This window comes from Fluviibacterium sp. S390, assembly GCF_049800695.1.
GTDB lineage: Bacteria > Pseudomonadota > Alphaproteobacteria > Rhodobacterales > Rhodobacteraceae > Meridianimarinicoccus.
This window is the reverse complement of the sequence record NZ_JBNAFN010000018.1, coordinates 46,385-61,442: the sequence shown is the minus strand read 5'-3', so window position 1 is coordinate 61,442 and position 15,058 is coordinate 46,385. Positions and strand designations below refer to the sequence as shown.

The window sequence follows — 15,058 nt, the reverse complement described above, 5'->3', positions numbered from 1 at the left end:
ATTCTTTTTGGCGAAAATACTCCCGCCGGAGGCTTGAAATCCCGGTCCCGTCAGGGACCGGTAAACGCCCGATCATGGCGCAACGCCGGCACCTTCGCCCGCGCTGTGTCCACCTCTGCCAGGTCCAGATCGGCAAAGGTCAGCCCCGGAACATCGCCGCCATCGCCAAGGACACGCCCCCAGGGATCGATGGCCAGCGCATGGCCCCAGGTTTCGCGCTGCGTACCGGCAACATGGGCGTGCCGCCCCACCTGTGCGGGGGCCAGCACGAAGCTGCCGGTCTCGATGGCCCGCGCCCGCAGCAGGCTTTCCCAATGCGCCCGCCCGGTGGGCACCGCAAAAGCCGCGGGCACGGTCAGCACCTGTGCCCCGCCTTGCGCAAGCGCCCGGAACAGCGGCGCGAATCGCAGGTCATAGCAGATCGCCATGCCGATGGTGCCAAAGGGCGTCTGCGCCAGCACCGCGCGATCCCCCGGCGCAAACCCATCGGATTCGCGGTAGGTCTCGGTTTCGGACAATTGCACATCGAACATGTGGATCTTGTCATAGCGCGCGGCAATCGCCCCGTCCGGCGCGATCAGGAAGCTGCGGTTGGCAAAGCGTCCGTCCGCATCCCCGGGGCGTTTCAGTGCCAGCGAGCCGATCAGCAGCCAGACACCCGCCTCCACCGCCGCCTCGCGCAGCCCGGCCAGCACCGGATCCTCGGCCTCGGGGCGCAGCACATCGGTCATGTGGCGGCGGCTGGCGGACATGCAGTTGGTCACCTCGGGGGTCAGCACGAAGCCCGCCCCCTCGGCCGCCGCCTGCCGCACGAAGCCGCGCGCCGTGGACAGGTTGTCCAGCGGCTGGTCGGAACTGGTCATCTGGACAAGGGCTGCGCGCATCGTCTCAGCCCTTCAACAGGCGATCAAGCTTGCCGGACCGGTCCAGCGCATAGAGATCATCGCAGCCGCCCACATGGGTCTTGCCCACGAAGATCTGCGGCACCGTGTGGCGGCCATTGGCGCGCTGCATCATCTTCTGGCGCAGCCCCGGCGTGCGGGCCACGTCGTACTCGGTAAAGCTCACGCCCTTGGAGGACAGCAACCGCTTGGCGGCGTGGCAGAAGCCGCAGGTGGGGCTGGTATAGATCTCGATCGTCTGCATGGTCGGGTCATCCTTTGTGGTGCCCCTGATTTAGGCATCCCGGACCGCGCGCGCCAGTGCGATCACGCGGACGTTGGCCGCGCCTTCCGCCAGACAGACCCGCGCACAGGCATCCAGCGTTGCGCCCGAGGTCATCACGTCGTCCACCAGCAGCACCTCGGCCCCGTCAATCCGCGCCCCATGCCGGTCCGACAGGGCAAAGGCCCCGGCCATGGCGGCATATCTGTCGCCGACGCTCTTGCGGTCCTGCGGCTGGGTGGCGCGCGGACGGCACAGCAGGTCGGGCAGCACCGGGCGGTCAAGCCGGGCCGCCAGGGCCGTGGCCAGCACCGCCGCCTGGTTATAGCGCCGCCGGAACAGCCGCCAGCGATGCGCCGGCACCGGCACGATCAGAGTATCCGCGCGCAACAGCGCCTGGGCCTGCACCGCCATCCAGCCCGCCAGCGCCGGCGCCAGATCCAGCCGATCGCCATGTTTCAGCGCCAGCACCAGCCGCCGCGCGCCGTGGTCGTAGATCATCACGCTGCGGCCCTGCACCCAGGGCCGGTCCAGCCCCCGGCAATCGTCGCAGGCGATGGAAAAACCAGGATCTTCCCCCGGCAACGGAACCCCGCACAGATCACAGCGCAGCCCGTGACAGAACGGCGTGTCGCGCCAACAGGGGCCGCACAAGCCGCCTTCGGTCTGGACAAGCGCCCCGCAAAGCAGGCATTGCGGCGGGAAGACTGTCGCCAACCCGGCCCGAACCACGGCGCGCAGCCGCGCCCCGCCCTGCAAGGATCCCGAGGATGCCATCCGATCAACGCCCTCCGCTTACCGACCGTACCGCCCTGCGCCAGCATCGCGCCCGCGCGCGGACCCGCAGGGCCCCGGCGCTGTTCCTGCACGAAGACGTGCTGGACGAGGTTCAGGAGAGGCTCGCCGAGGTTAACAGGACGTTTACCCGGCCCGCGATCGTCACCGGCTTTCCCGAGTTCTGGCAACGCGCCTTTCCCGATGCGCGGGTGGTCGAGGATACCGACACGCTGGATCTGGAACCCGGTGCCCATGACCTGGTGATCCATGCGCTGGCCCTGCACTGGGCCAATGATCCGGTGGGCCAATTGATCCAGTCCCGCCGCGCGCTGTGTCCCGACGGGCTGTTCCTGGGCATGGCCTACGGCGGCCAAAGCCTGCAGGAGTTGCGCCAGTGCCTTGGCAGCGCCGAAGCGGAACTGCGCGGCGGCATGTCCCCCCGCGTGGCCCCCATGGGCGAGATCCGCGATCTGGGCGCGCTGCTGCAACGGGCGGGATTCGCGCTGCCGGTGGCCGACAGCTGGCGGCGTGACGTGCTGTACCCCTCGCCGCTGGGCCTGATGTGGGATCTGCGCGCCATGGGCGAAACCAACGCGCTGACAGGCCGCGCGCGCAGCTTCACCCCCCGTGCGGTGATCATGCGGGCGATCGAACTTTATGCCCTGACCTTCGCCCGCCCCGACGGGCGCATCGCGGCCACCGCCGAGATCATCGCCCTGACCGGCTGGGCCCCCGCCGAAGACCAGCCCAAGCCCCTGCGCCCCGGCAGCGCCGCTGCACGCCTGGCCGACGCCCTGAACACCGATGAGGTCAAGCTGCCCGGCGACGGGTCGGATTGACGACCCCGGCGGTGCCTCTACCTCCCCTATGCACCGCTTGAACACAGACCGACGCCACCTATGCTGGGCGTAACAGCCACCGGGAAGCCAAGACACATGAAAGACCAGACCACCGACGGTTCCAATCCGCACCTGCCGGGCGATCACCCGCCGGTCCGCGCCCGTAAGCTGGGCATCCTGCTGGCCAATCTGGGCACGCCCGATGGCACCGACTATTGGTCGATGCGCCGCTACTTGAATGAATTCCTCTCGGATCGCCGGGTCATCGACTACAGCCCGTGGTTCTGGCAACCCTTGCTGCAACTGGTGATCCTGTCAAAGCGGCCCCGCACATCCGGCGAGGCCTACGAATCGATCTGGAACCACGAGGCCGGTGAAAGCCCGTTGATGACCATCACCAAGGCCCAGACCGCCAAGATCACCGACGCCTTGAAAGCGCGGTATGGTGACGCCGTCGAAGTCGATTTCTGCATGCGCTACGGCAATCCGTCCACGCCTTCAAAAGTTCGTGAGATGGTGGCCAAGGGCTGCGACAAGATCCTGTTCTTCCCGCTGTATCCGCAATACGCGGGCGCCACGACGGCCACGGCCAACGACCAGTTCTTCCGCGCCCTGATGAAAGAGAAGTGGCAGCCGGCGACCCGCACGGTACCGCCCTATTTCGACGATCCGGTCTATATCGACGCGCTGGCGCAGTCGGTCGAACGCGCCTACGGGCAGATGGAGCAGCGCCCGGATGTGCTGGTGTGCTCGTACCACGGGCTGCCGCACCGCTACCTGATGGAAGGCGATCCCTATCACTGCCAGTGCCAGAAGACGACGCGCCTGCTGAAGGAGCGGCTGGGCTGGGAGGATGACGCCATCACCACCACATTCCAGTCGCGCTTCGGTCCCGAGGAATGGCTCAAGCCCTATACGGTGGAAGAGGTCGCAAGACTGGCAAAGACCGGCAAGAAGCGCATGGCGGTGATTGCCCCGGCCTTCTCGGCCGATTGCATCGAAACCCTTGAGGAAATCAACGAAGAGATCCGCGAGAGCTTTGAAGAGGCGGGAGGCGAGTCGTTTACCTACATTCCCTGCCTGAACGATGACGATGCCCATATCGACGCGCTGACCGGCGTCATTGCGCGCAACCTGGAAGGCTGGATCTGATCCGCGCGGACCGAAACCGTCCCCGGAAAATGTAAAGGGCGGCCCGTGAGGGCCGCCCTTTTGCATTCGTGTTCCTAAAGATTAGGAAGCAGCTGCGGCACCGATCAGGGCCAGCAGAACCACGGGGATAACCCATGCGCCGCCCGAACCCGACGTATCTTCTTCGATGATGACCGGCTCGACGACCGGCTCATCCAGGCCGCCAGCGTAAGCTGCGGTGGAAGCGGTGACTGCGAGTGCGGCAGCAAGTGCAAGTTTCTTCATGTTGACCTCCAGTAGTTGCCGCCCGCTGAAATGATTGAGGACTACGGACGACGGAAAACTGTACCTCGTGTGAATCCTATAGCCGTGGATTTCCGACCAACGCAACAGAAGTTACGCACAATCAACGAGGTGATGCAATTCCGCCTCAGATAAGCAGAACCTGTGTACCGACGTTCGCCATCCCGAAAAGCTCGGCGATATCTTCGTTGTAAAGCCCGATGCAGCCGTTCGACGACTGACGCCCGATCTTGCGCGTGTCATGGGTGCCATGGATGCGATAATACTTCCACGACAGGTACAGCGCATGGGTGCCAAGGGGGTTGTCCGGCCCCGGCGGCACATAGTCCGGCCATTCCGGATTGCGCTTTTTCATCGACGGTGTGGGCGCCCAGCCGGGGCCTTCGACCTTCTGGGTCACGCTGGTGCGGCCCCGCCGCGTCAGTTCCTCCGACAGGGGCACCGACGTGGGGTACACCCGGAAAATGGTCTCGTCATCAGACCAGTAGTGCAGGGTGCGCGATTTGGTATCCACCAGGATCGCCCCGTTTCTCAGGCTGTCGAAGTAGGGCTGCCATGTCTGGGCCCGGAATCCGGACACGTTGCGTCTGACTGGCGCGTCCTCCTCATCAAGTGGCAGGCTACCGTCCTGCGCGCGCAGAATCGCTGGTGTGGCGACAAAGCCTGCTGTCATCATCAACAGCTGGCGCCGTTTCACGTCTTTATGGCTCGATTGTGACATCTGGTTCCAACTCTCAAGGGATCTCTTGCGTCTTCTATAGTGTTGGGGCGAAACATCCTCAAATCAACTCGCCGTAAATTCGTCAGACTGTTTGTGTTGCTTCTGGATGCGCGGTAGGGATTCGGGACCTGACGGAGGATCAAGATGAAGCGCCGTGCCTTTCTGGTAATGCTGGCCCTGGCCGCCTGTGACGCAGGCCCCAGCGTAAACAAGTCCGGGGTCTATGTGTTGCGTTCCGGCGACAAGGCGGAAGTTCAGTACCGAATGCTTGATTCGGTCAATGCGCTGCGCGCCGGCAAGGGGGCCCCGCCCCTGCGTCTGAACGCCCAGCTGACCTCGGCCGCCGAGACCCATGCCAACGACATGTCGCGGCAGGGCCGGGCCTGGTCCTATGGATCGGATCGTTCGAACCCCTACAACCGCGTGGCGCGCTCGGGCTACAACGGTGCGCTGGTGGCCGAGATCTATTCCCAGTCCTACGAGACCGAGCTGGAAACCCTCGCCGCCTGGGTCGATGATGGCGCCTGGGGCGACGAGATCCTTGATCCGGCGGCCACCGACATGGGCTTTGGCTGGAAACAGGACAGTTCCGGGTTGATCTGGTGGTGCATCACGCTGGGCAGCGCCGGCGGTGCCATAGCCCCAAGCGCCGGGTTCTGAACCAAAAATCGCGCCCCAAGGGGCGCGATATCCGGATTTTCCGTTGTCATGCCGTCACATCTGCCACGCCCCGCATCAGGGCGCGATATAGATCGGCGTGCCGTCCTTCACCATCGCGTAGATCTCTTCGATCTCGTTGTCGTCTACGGCAATGCACCCGGCGGTCCAGTCGCCGCCATTTGGGCCCTTGCTGTTGGCTCCGTGGATGAAGATATCCCCGCCAGGATCCAGCCCCACCGATTTGGCCGCCTCGATATCGCGGCGGTTCGGATACGAGATGCCCAGCGACAGGTGATAGGTGCTGTTGGGGTTGCGGCGGTTGATCAGGTAGAACCCTTCCGGCGTCCGCCCGTCTCCACGCATCTGCTTGTGGCCTTCAGGCGCGAATCCCAGCTTGATGTCGTAATCCGCCAGAACGTCCTTGCCGTTCAGCAAGTACAGCTTGCGATTCTCCTTCGAGATGAACAGCTGCGTCACCTCGGGCCCGTCATAGGATTTGAACTTCGAGGAACTGCAGGCCGATGTGCTGAGCACACCGAAAAGCAGAAGTACGGTCAATAATATGCGCATGTGTATAGCCTGCTCGACTGTTGTTTTCTTACGCACCACCAACATAGGGCGACGCGGGCCGCGAAGGAAGACTCAACCGTCACGATGGTGCATCTCGCCCAGATCGGCTTCGATTCGTTTCAGCCGTTCCAGCACTTCGTCGCGGTAGTTTTCGGTTTGTTCGATTTCCTCCGCCGAATGGGCGTCCTGCATCGAGTTCACGATCAGGCCGACCAGCAGGTTCACCACGGCGAAGGTGGTGATCATGATGAAGGGCACGAAGAACAGCCAGGCGTGGGGGTAGACCTCCATCACCGGGCGCACGATACCCATCGACCAGCTTTCCAGGGTCATGATCTGGAACAGGGAATAGGCCGACAGGCCCAGCGTGCCGAACCAGTCGGGAAAGGCCTGGGCGAACAGCTTGGTGGCCATGACGCTGGAGATGTAGAAGATCATCCCCATCAGCAGGAAGACCGAGCCCATCCCGGGCAGCGCGTTGACGAAACCCTCGACCACCCGGCGCAGCGCCGGCGCCACCGAGATGACCCGCAACAGGCGCAGGATCCGCAAGGCCCGCAGCACGGACAGCCCCTGCGCGGCGGGGATCAGGGCCACGCCGACGATGAGAAAGTCGAACAGACTCCAGCCATCGCGGAAGAATCGCAGCCCACGGGCATAGATCTTGGCGCCGATCTCGATCACGAAGATGGTCAGGCAGAGCCGGTCCAGCGTGACCACCAACCCGCCCGCATGGGCCATGATCGTGTCCGAAGTTTCGACCCCCAGCACGACGGCGTTGAACAGAATCACGCCAATGATGAAATTACGCACGGCCGGGCGATCCAGCCATTGGCCCACGGTGTCCCGGGTCAAACCCACGTCAAAGCTCCAGTTCCAATCCAGTACAAGGGCAGCACGGCCTATATGGGCGCTGACAGCAGGCCGCCAAGTCCCGACTTCAAATCAATCTCGAACGAATCGCGCCACCAGTTCCACATGCGGCGACCAGCGGAACTGGTCGACCACCTGCACCCAGTCCAGACGAAGGCCCCCCGCGATCAAGATCTCGGCATCGCGGGCAAAGCTGACCGGGTTGCAGGACACCGCCGCCACCACCGGCACGGTCGAGGCCGCCAGTTCCGTCACCTGCGCTTGTGCGCCCGCGCGCGGCGGATCGATGACCACGGCGTCGAATCGCTTCAGATCGCCGGCCATCAGCGGACGACGAAACAGGTCGCGCACCTCGCCCGACACCGCGTGCAGGTCTTGCCCGGCGCGCCAGCCGGCATCCAGCGCGGCAATCATCGCGCCATCGCCCTCCACCGCATGCACTTGCGCCCGCCGCGACAACGGCAAGGCAAAGGTGCCGCAACCCGCAAACAGATCGGCAATCTGGCGCGCCGCGCCCACGGCTTGCGTCACCCCGTTGCGCAGGGCGGTCTCTCCGGCCACCGTGGCCTGCAAGAACGCCCCCGGCGGCAGCGTCACCGCGACCCCGTCAAAGGCGACCTGCGGCGCGGTCAGGGTCACCACCGGTTCGCCGTTCCAGCTCAGCCGCGCCAGACGGCCCGCATGGGCCAGCCGCACCAGATCGGCGTTCAGCGCCGGATCCATGGGTTTGCCCCCGGTCGCGGCCACATCCAGCCCGCCCCGGGTCTCGGTGACGGTATAGGCGATCTCGCCCTTGCGCGATCCACCTGCCCGCGTCATCTCGATCAGGGTCTCCCGCGCCGCCAGGATCGCGGGCGTCACCAGAAGACACTCGGGCACCTCGATCACCGTGTCCGACCGGCGCGCGTGAAATCCGACCAAAGCGCCCTTCTTGGTCCGCCGTCCCGACAGAACCGCCCGCCGCCGCGACCGCGCGGGCGAGGTTACGATCGGCCGAAACTCAGCCGCGACCTTGCGCGCAGTCAGCGCCGCACGCACAACGCCCTCTTTCCAACCGGCGACGAACCCATCCGCGCCATGCTGCAATCCGCAGCCGCCACAGGCCGGAAAATGCCGGCACGGTGCCGCCACGCGCTCCGCCGACGGCGTCACGATGGCCGGTGCCTCCATGCGCCCGCCCGTCACCTCGCCCCGAACCACCTCGCCCGGCAAGCTCAGGGGGACAAGGGTGCCCTCATCGGCAATCCCGTCGCCCAGATGCCCCAAACGGTTGATCGTCAACTCTGCCATGACGCGTCCCTACCGCAGCCCGGAGGCAACGGAAACGGATTTCTTCTTGGCGAAAATACTCCCGCCGGAGGCAAGAAATCCCTGCCCGTCCTCTCACTCTGCCGCGTCGGGTGGGCAAATGAACCCGCCCGACTGCCGCTGCCAGTAGCGCGCATACAGGCCGTTCTGGGCCAACAGCGCCTCATGAGGCCCGGTTTCCACGATCTGCCCGGCTTCCAGCACCACGATCCGGTCCATCTGCGCCAGCGTTGACAGGCGATGCGCGATGGCCAGCACGGTCTTGCCCTCCATCACCTGATCCAGCGCGTGCTGGATCGCCGCCTCGACCTCGCTGTCCAGCGCCGAGGTCGCCTCGTCCAGCACCAGGATCGGGGCGTCCTTCAGGATGGCACGGGCCAGGGCGATGCGCTGACGTTGCCCGCCCGACAGTTTCACGCCGCGCTCGCCCAGATGGGCGTCATAGCCGCGCCGGCCCGTGTGATCCTCCAGCCCGAGGATGAACTCATGCGCCTCGGCCCGGCGCGCCGCCGCGATCATCTCGGCCTCGCTGGCCTCGGGGCGGCCATAAAGGATGTTCTCGCGGGCCGAGCGGTTGAACAGCGCGGTTTCCTGCGTGACCATGGCGATCTGGTGGCGCAGGCTGGCTTGCGTAACCGCGCGCACGTCCTGCCCGCCGACCAGAACCCGGCCCTCCTCCACGTCGTGCAGGCGCAGCAGCAGGCTCACCAGCGTCGATTTTCCCGCGCCAGAGGCACCGACGATCCCGACCTTTTCGCCCCGACGCAGCGCCAGATCGATGCCAGACACCCCGCCGCGCGCCCGGCCATAGGCAAAGCTGACCCCGTCAAAGCGCAGGTCGGCCGCCGTGGCAGGCAGATCGGGGGCCCCCGGCGCATCGGTCAGCGTGTGCGGCGGCGACAGGGTGCGCATCCCGTCCTCGATCTCGCCCAGGTTGGCGTAGATCCCCATCAAGGTGAAACTCACCCAGCCGGTCATCTGCGAAATGCGGATCGCGATAGTGCCCGCCGCCGCGATATCGCCGGGTGTGGCACTGCCACGGGACCAGAAATACAGCACCCCGCCCACCAACAGCACCGGCACCACCCCGGCAATGGCCATCAGCGACGAGCGGAACAGCGTCGAGGCATAGCCGAAGGTCAGCGCCTTGGTCCGGTAGCCCGCAATCGCCGCCATCGCCTTGCCGTCTTCCAGCGGATCATTGGCGAACAGCTTCACCGTCCGCATGTTGGAAATCGTGTCGACCACAAGCCCCGAGGCCGCCGCCCGCGCCCCGGCCCGGCCCGCCGCCCGGCTGCGGATCTTCGGCAGCCACCACGAGATGAACTTCAGGTAACCCGCGATCCACAGGGTCAGCAGGGCGGCGATGCGCCAGTCGATCGCGATCAGGACCACCGCCGCCGCCAGCAGCGAGGCCAGCGCGAATACCACCGTGTTCAGGCATTCCACGGTCACATCGGCCACCGCACGGCTGCACTGCATCTCTTTCTGCGAGATCCGGCCGGCAAAATCGTTGTCGAAGAAGGTAACGGCCTGCCCCAATGTCCACTTGTGCAGACGGCTCAGCGCCAGGGTGCTGACGTTGGGCGCAATCACCACCGTCTGCATCGCCGAGGAAATGCCAAGGATCAGCGGCCGCACCAGCAGGATCACCAGGGCCACGCCGACCAGCAGCGGCCAATGGGTGGCAAACAGCCCTTCGGCGCCATGATCCAGCGCGGTGTCGATGACCACGCCCAGAAGCACCGCGTTGAGGACCTCAAGCCCGCCCGCCAGCCCGGCGATGGTTGCGGCCACCGCCAGATGCGGGGTGGTGCCGCGCAGGCACCAGCGCAGGAACGGCCACAACTGGCGCGGCGGCGGTCCCTCTGATGGCGCGAAAGGATCGATCAGGGCGCCCAGCCGATGCAGCCCCATGCGCCGGGACAGGATGTCGATGGTCAGGCTCACGGCGCACTCGCTCCGTCCGGGTCGGTGCCCAGAAACCCGCCCGATTGCCGCGCCCAGAAGCCTGCGTACAACCCGCCGCGCGCCAGCAGTTCCTCGTGGCTGCCCTCCTCGGCGATGGTGCCGGCGTCCAGCACCAGAATCCGATCCATCCGGGCGATGGTGGACAGGCGATGCGCGATGGCGATCACCGTCTTGCCCTCCATCATGCCGTACAGCGTGTCTTGGATGGCGGCCTCGACCTCGCTGTCCAGCGCGCTGGTGGCCTCGTCCAGAACAAGGATCGGCGCGTCCTTCAGAATCACCCGCGCCAGCGCAATCCGCTGGCGCTGCCCGCCCGACAGTTTCACACCGCGCTCGCCCACATGGGCGTCATAGCCGCGCCGGCCTTCCGGGTCCTGCAACCCAAGGATGAAGTCATGCGCCTCGGCGCGCCTTGCGGCGGCGATCATCTCGGCCTCGCTGGCGTCGGGACGACCATACAGGATGTTGTCGCGGACCGAGCGGTGCAGCAGGCTGCTGTCCTGTTGCACCATGCCGATCCGGGCGCGCAGGCTGTCCTGTGTGACGCAGGCAATGTCCTGCCCGTCGATCTCGATGCGCCCGCCTTCAGGCTCGTAGAACCGCAGCAACAACTTCACCAGCGTCGATTTCCCGGCCCCGGACCGGCCCACCAGACCGATCTTCTCGCCCGGTTTCAGGGTGAAGCTGACCTTGTCCAGCCCGCCGCTGCCGCGTCCGTAATGGTGGCGCAGATCGCGCACGGCGATCTCGCCCGCGCGCAATTGAAGGGGCTGCGCGTCAGGGGCATCCAGCAGGGTGATCGGCTGGGCGATGGTCTCCAGCCCCTCGGCGACGATGCCCAACGACCGAAAGAACGTGCTGACCGCCCACATGATCCAGCCGGTCATGGCATTCAGGCGCAGGGTCAGTGCCGTCGCTGCCGCCACCACGCCAACACTGGCCGAACCCTGCATCCACAGCGCGAAGGCCCAGCCCACCACACCGACGATCAGCAGCCCGTTCAGCGCCGTCAGCGCCACATCCATGATCGTGAACACCCGCATTTCACGAATGAAGGTCTGCCGGGTCTCCTCGATGGCTTCCTTGGCATATTCCAACTCGCGATCGTGATGGGCGAACAGCTTGACCGAATGGATATTGGCATAGCTGTCCACCACCCGCCCGGTGGTCATCGACCGCGCGTCCGAGGCCGCCTGCGACGCCGGACCGACATGGATCACCGTCCAGCGCACCAGCACCACGTAGAAGCCGAACCAGATCAGCAGCGGCACCGCCAGCCGCAGATCAGCCTCGGCCAGCAGCACCGCGGCCCCGATCAGATAGGCCAACGAGAAGGTCAGCGCGTCGAAGACCTGGAACACCGCCTCGCCCGCCGCCGGGGGGGCCTGCATGATGCGGTTGGCGATGCGGCCGGCGAAATCGTTCTCGAACCAGCCCACCGACTGGCGCAGTACCTGCCGATGTGCGCGCCAGCGAAACAGCGTGCCATAGCTGGGCAGGATGCCGTTGTTCAACAGCATCACGTCCACACCCTGCACCAGCGGGCGCAGGAACACGATGAACAGGGCGATGGCGATCAATTCGACGCGATGCGCTTGCCAGACCTCGCCCGGCGCCCCGCCCGACAACAGATCGACGATGCGGCCCATGTAGTAGATCAGCCCGACCTCGACCGCTGCCACGACGATGGACAGCACAGCCGCCACGACGAACACCCGCCGGAACGGGCGGGAATAGGCGCGCAGAAACGGCCAGAGCCGACGCGGCGGGGCGTCGACCTCTTCATACTTCACATAGGGATCGACCAGATCTTCGAAAAAGCGGAACACGGGGGGCAGGCCTGCCAATGAGAAGGACAATGCCTCAGACCTAGCCCGAAACCGGGTCTTGGGAAACCGGGGGGGCGCGTGGAATCCGGCCGGGGCCGGGCGGAAGGCCGCTCAGCCCGCTTCGGGCAATTGCAGCAGGGCGGATTTGTCCAGCGTGAACCCCGATGCGATCCAGCGTGCTTCCAGCGCGGTCAGCGCCGTGCCCAGGGCCTTGCCCTGAAGCCGGGGCATCAGGTCGGCGGCCTTGATCGGAAAGCGCGCTGCACCCCCCCGCGCCAGATCGGCCTCCAGCGTCGCAGGCAAGGGCTGTTCCAGGCTGGCGGCCAGCAGCAAGGCGATGTCGCGCGCCGCATCGGGACCATGACGATAAGCGGCCTCAGCCACCGGGCACGGATCGGCCAGCCCCTGCTGCAACAGGTCCAACCGGCGGGCCTGCGTGCGGCTGAGTCGCAACCGGGTCGAGACATCTTCGCCCCCCAGCACCGCAAGACGGCGCAGCGGATCGGCGGGCAGATCGCCTTCCAGGTGGATCAGCACCGGCAGCGCGCGGGCCGTCGCGCCGGGCAGCACGCGGGACAGAAGGCCCGCCTGTTCCATCGCCGCCACGGCGGGGCCGGGATCGGGGGCGGCAAGGAGTTTCAGAATTTCCTGCCCCACCCGCTCTGCCGCCAGCCGGTCCAACCCCTCGGCCCCGGCGGCACAGGCGGCCAGGGCCTCGGCGTCCATGCCGCCTGCGGGGTCGGCATACCACGCATGGAAGCGGAAGAATCGCAGGATGCGCAGGTAATCCTCGGCAATCCGCTGATCGGCGTCGCCGATGAACCGCAGGCGGCCGGCGCGCAGATCCTCTAGCCCGCCCACGGGATCGAGGATCTGACCGTCGGGCGTGGCGTATAGGGCATTCATGGTGAAATCGCGCCGCGCCGCGTCGTCTTCCAGTTTGTCCGAAAACCGCACCACCGCGTGACGGCCATCGGTCTCGATGTCATGGCGAAAGGTGGTGACCTCGAAGCCCTGCCCCCCGGCGACCAGCGTGATGGTGCCGTGATCCTTGCCGGTCGGCACCGATTTCAACCCGGCGGCGGCAGCAGCAGCCTCGGTCTGTTCGGGTCGTGCATCGGTGGCCAGATCCAGATCGCTGACCGGGCGGCCCAACAGCGTGTTGCGGACGCATCCGCCGACGAAATAGATCCTGTGCCCGGCCTCGGTCAGGGCCGCACAAACCGCGCGCGCCGCCGGGTCCGCCAGCCAGTCGGCGTCAATCCGGGTCACGGGACCTGCGCCAGCCGGTCCGCCAGCCCCCGCAGAATGCGCGCCGTGGCGCCCCAGACATAGTACGGCCCGAAGGGCACGGTGTAGTAATGGCGCCTTGCGCCGCGCCAGCGTCGGCCCTCGACCCGGTAGCGGGCCGGATCAGCCAGATGGCGCAGCGGCACGGTGAAGACCTCGTCGACCTCGCCGGGTTCGGGCCGCAACGCGAAAGGCCGGGTGATTTGCGCCAGCACCGGCGTCACCCGGAAACTTGTGACGGTCTCGTGGCAAGGCAGCCGGCCCAGGATGGACACATGAGAGGCGGGAAGGCCGATCTCTTCGCGTGCTTCGCGCAGGGCCGCGGCTTCGATCCCGCTGTCATTGGCATCGACCTTGCCGCCGGGAAAGGCAATCTGGCCGGGATGATGCGCCAGATGCGAGGCGCGCTTGGTCAGATAGATCTGCGGCCCGTCGGCGGTGTCCAGAACGGCGACCAGCACCGCCGCATCGCGCAGCTTGCGGCCCGGGGGCAAAACCGCATCCGGGTTCAGATCGAAATCCGACGAGGCCCCGGTCTGCAGGGTCAGCGCCGCCCGAAGGCGGCGCCCGGTGTCACTGGCCGGCATCGCTGTCGGCATCCGGCGCGGCGGTGGCTTCGAACCCCAGGGTCGCGGGGTCGAATTCATAATGCGCGCCGCAGAACTGGCAATCGGCGGTCACCGTGCCTTCCGGCGTGGTCATATGGCCGATGTCCTTGGCCGAATAGATCGACAGGCTTTGGCGCACCCGATCAGAACTGCAGGTACAGCCGAAGGCCACCGACTGGGCATCAAAGACGCGTGGCTGTTCCTCGTGGAAGAGCCGCACCAGGAGTTCGGTGGGCTGCACCGAAGGGCCGATCAGCTCCAACTCGTCCACTGTGTCCAGCAGCAGGTTGGCGCGCGACCAGTTCTCTTCGGCGTCGCCGTCCAGCAGATCCTCGGCCTGCATCAGCCCGGCATCTCCCGAACCGCCTTCGCCCGACGCCGGGGCCGCGCCCTTGGGCATCATCTGCAACATGACGCCGCCCGCGCGCCAATGCGGCGTGCCACCGGCTTCGGTCGATTCGCCGAAGGTCAGGGCAAAACGGGTGGGCAACTGCTCGGACTGGGCGAAATAGGTCTCGGCGCAGCCCTTCAGCGAAGTGCCCGCAAGCGGCGTGATCCCCTGATAGGGTTTGGTGCCCTTGCCCTGATCGATCAGGATCGCGAAATAGCCCTTGCCCACCTGCGCGAAGGCGGTGTCATCGGTCAGCTTGTCGGCGTCATAGCTGGCATAGGCCCGGATCCGCGCCGGAGCGCCATCCTCGGTCGGGGCATAATAGTCGGTGGCGATCAGCCGTGCCGCGCCGCTGCTGCGCACTTGCAGCGACAGCTTCCAGCGCAGCTTGATGGTCTGGCCAATCAGCGCGGTCAGCAGGGCCATCTCGGCCACAAGGGCTTCGATCTGGGGCGGGTAATCGTGCTGGGACAGGATGCCATCCAGCACCCCGTCCAGACGCGCGACGCGGCCCCGCACATCGGTGCGGTCAAGTTGAAATGGCAGGACGGTGTCGTCCCAGGCAATCTTCGATCCAAGGGTCATGGGGTTTCCTTCGCCCGATTAGGGGGGCATACCGCGTC

16 protein-coding genes are annotated in these 15,058 nt (G+C 66.1%); 3 read left to right on the top strand and 13 right to left on the bottom strand.

The features are described from left to right. Positions 1-50 precede the first annotated feature (50 nt). Genes ACP15K_RS14535 through ACP15K_RS14525 form a run of 3 tightly spaced genes read right to left on the bottom strand, consistent with a single transcriptional unit; the run spans position 51 to position 1,941 of the window. A complete protein-coding gene (locus tag ACP15K_RS14535; RefSeq protein WP_193143340.1) occupies positions 51-884 on the bottom strand; it encodes a carbon-nitrogen hydrolase family protein in 834 nt (277 codons plus the stop codon). 4 nt (positions 885-888) lie between these two features. After that, positions 889-1,146, bottom strand: a complete 258-nt coding sequence (gene grxC / locus ACP15K_RS14530; protein WP_193143339.1) for a glutaredoxin 3 — start codon at positions 1,144-1,146, stop codon at positions 889-891. Positions 1,147-1,176: 30 nt separating this feature from the next. After that, complete coding sequence (locus ACP15K_RS14525; RefSeq protein ID WP_193143338.1) at positions 1,177-1,941, bottom strand: ComF family protein; 765 nt, start codon at positions 1,939-1,941, stop codon at positions 1,177-1,179. Between ACP15K_RS14525 and ACP15K_RS14520 the strand changes: the two genes are divergently transcribed. Both ACP15K_RS14520 and hemH read left to right on the top strand, forming a co-directional pair. Further along, on the top strand, positions 1,935-2,780 hold the full coding sequence (locus tag ACP15K_RS14520; protein WP_424990831.1) for a methyltransferase domain-containing protein: 846 nt from the start codon (positions 1,935-1,937) through the stop codon (positions 2,778-2,780). The two genes, ACP15K_RS14525 and ACP15K_RS14520, sit on opposite strands and share 7 nt — an antisense overlap. A 96-nt stretch (positions 2,781-2,876) precedes the next feature. After that, positions 2,877-3,932, top strand: coding sequence for a ferrochelatase (gene hemH / locus ACP15K_RS14515; RefSeq protein ID WP_193143336.1), 1,056 nt, complete (start codon positions 2,877-2,879; stop codon positions 3,930-3,932). Positions 3,933-4,013: 81 nt separating this feature from the next. Here hemH and ACP15K_RS14510 read toward each other — a convergent pair whose 3' ends face one another. Both ACP15K_RS14510 and ACP15K_RS14505 read right to left on the bottom strand, forming a co-directional pair. Beyond that, positions 4,014-4,196, bottom strand: a complete 183-nt coding sequence (locus ACP15K_RS14510; protein WP_193143335.1) for a hypothetical protein — start codon at positions 4,194-4,196, stop codon at positions 4,014-4,016. Between the two features lie 145 nt (positions 4,197-4,341). Beyond that, a complete protein-coding gene (locus ACP15K_RS14505) occupies positions 4,342-4,935 on the bottom strand; it encodes a L,D-transpeptidase (protein ID WP_193143334.1) in 594 nt (197 codons plus the stop codon). A gap of 144 nt (positions 4,936-5,079) precedes the next feature. Between ACP15K_RS14505 and ACP15K_RS14500 the strand changes: the two genes are divergently transcribed. After that, positions 5,080-5,595 (top strand): CAP domain-containing protein, encoded by a 516-nt coding sequence (locus ACP15K_RS14500; protein WP_424990830.1) that lies wholly within the window; start codon positions 5,080-5,082, stop codon positions 5,593-5,595. A gap of 75 nt (positions 5,596-5,670) precedes the next feature. On the opposite strand, the gene ACP15K_RS14495 is transcribed toward ACP15K_RS14500, so the two are convergent. The 8 genes from ACP15K_RS14495 to ACP15K_RS14460 all read right to left on the bottom strand — a co-directional run bounded on the left by ACP15K_RS14495 (position 5,671) and on the right by ACP15K_RS14460 (position 15,020). Continuing rightward, positions 5,671-6,165, bottom strand: a complete 495-nt coding sequence (locus ACP15K_RS14495) for a L,D-transpeptidase family protein (RefSeq protein ID WP_193143332.1) — start codon at positions 6,163-6,165, stop codon at positions 5,671-5,673. Positions 6,166-6,237: 72 nt separating this feature from the next. Next, on the bottom strand, positions 6,238-7,026 hold the full coding sequence (locus ACP15K_RS14490; RefSeq protein ID WP_394355488.1) for an ion transporter: 789 nt from the start codon (positions 7,024-7,026) through the stop codon (positions 6,238-6,240). An 84-nt stretch (positions 7,027-7,110) separates the two neighbouring features. Next, positions 7,111-8,328: a class I SAM-dependent RNA methyltransferase gene (locus ACP15K_RS14485; RefSeq protein WP_424990829.1), complete on the bottom strand. Its 1,218-nt coding sequence runs from the start codon at positions 8,326-8,328 to the stop codon at positions 7,111-7,113. A gap of 93 nt (positions 8,329-8,421) precedes the next feature. Further along, positions 8,422-10,263 (bottom strand): ABC transporter ATP-binding protein, encoded by a 1,842-nt coding sequence (locus ACP15K_RS14480; protein WP_424990841.1) that lies wholly within the window; start codon positions 10,261-10,263, stop codon positions 8,422-8,424. Between the two features lie 29 nt (positions 10,264-10,292). Then, a complete protein-coding gene (locus ACP15K_RS14475; protein ID WP_424990828.1) occupies positions 10,293-12,146 on the bottom strand; it encodes an ABC transporter ATP-binding protein in 1,854 nt (617 codons plus the stop codon). Positions 12,147-12,257: 111 nt separating this feature from the next. Beyond that, the gene (locus tag ACP15K_RS14470; RefSeq protein ID WP_424990827.1) at positions 12,258-13,418 is read right to left on the bottom strand and encodes a CCA tRNA nucleotidyltransferase; all 1,161 of its coding nucleotides are present in this window, start codon (positions 13,416-13,418) and stop codon (positions 12,258-12,260) included. Continuing rightward, positions 13,415-14,023 (bottom strand): CoA pyrophosphatase, encoded by a 609-nt coding sequence (locus ACP15K_RS14465; RefSeq protein WP_424990826.1) that lies wholly within the window; start codon positions 14,021-14,023, stop codon positions 13,415-13,417. The genes ACP15K_RS14470 and ACP15K_RS14465 overlap by 4 nt, the downstream gene beginning before the upstream one ends. Beyond that, positions 14,010-15,020: an Hsp33 family molecular chaperone HslO gene (locus ACP15K_RS14460; protein WP_193143327.1), complete on the bottom strand. Its 1,011-nt coding sequence runs from the start codon at positions 15,018-15,020 to the stop codon at positions 14,010-14,012. Before ACP15K_RS14460 ends, ACP15K_RS14465 begins: the two co-directional genes overlap by 14 nt. Positions 15,021-15,058 lie beyond the last annotated feature (38 nt).

What these genes read in the sequence shown, in the direction of transcription:
- ACP15K_RS14510 (WP_193143335.1), bottom strand. Translation starts at nt 4,196, where the DNA reads ATGAAGAAACTTGCACTTGCTGCCGCACTCGCAGTCACCGCTTCCACC.
- ACP15K_RS14485 (WP_424990829.1), bottom strand. Translation starts at nt 8,328, where the DNA reads ATGGCAGAGTTGACGATCAACCGTTTGGGGCATCTGGGCGACGGGATT.
- ACP15K_RS14480 (WP_424990841.1), bottom strand. Translation starts at nt 10,263, where the DNA reads ATGGGGCTGCATCGGCTGGGCGCCCTGATCGATCCTTTCGCGCCATCA.
- ACP15K_RS14460 (WP_193143327.1), bottom strand. Translation starts at nt 15,020, where the DNA reads ATGACCCTTGGATCGAAGATTGCCTGGGACGACACCGTCCTGCCATTT.
- ACP15K_RS14465 (WP_424990826.1), bottom strand. Translation starts at nt 14,023, where the DNA reads ATGCCGGCCAGTGACACCGGGCGCCGCCTTCGGGCGGCGCTGACCCTG.
- grxC (WP_193143339.1), bottom strand. Translation starts at nt 1,146, where the DNA reads ATGCAGACGATCGAGATCTATACCAGCCCCACCTGCGGCTTCTGCCAC.
- ACP15K_RS14535 (WP_193143340.1), bottom strand. Translation starts at nt 884, where the DNA reads ATGCGCGCAGCCCTTGTCCAGATGACCAGTTCCGACCAGCCGCTGGAC.
- ACP15K_RS14505 (WP_193143334.1), bottom strand. Translation starts at nt 4,935, where the DNA reads ATGTCACAATCGAGCCATAAAGACGTGAAACGGCGCCAGCTGTTGATG.
- ACP15K_RS14495 (WP_193143332.1), bottom strand. Translation starts at nt 6,165, where the DNA reads ATGCGCATATTATTGACCGTACTTCTGCTTTTCGGTGTGCTCAGCACA.
- ACP15K_RS14525 (WP_193143338.1), bottom strand. Translation starts at nt 1,941, where the DNA reads ATGGCATCCTCGGGATCCTTGCAGGGCGGGGCGCGGCTGCGCGCCGTG.
- ACP15K_RS14520 (WP_424990831.1), top strand. Translation starts at nt 1,935, where the DNA reads ATGCCATCCGATCAACGCCCTCCGCTTACCGACCGTACCGCCCTGCGC.
- ACP15K_RS14500 (WP_424990830.1), top strand. Translation starts at nt 5,080, where the DNA reads ATGAAGCGCCGTGCCTTTCTGGTAATGCTGGCCCTGGCCGCCTGTGAC.
- hemH (WP_193143336.1), top strand. Translation starts at nt 2,877, where the DNA reads ATGAAAGACCAGACCACCGACGGTTCCAATCCGCACCTGCCGGGCGAT.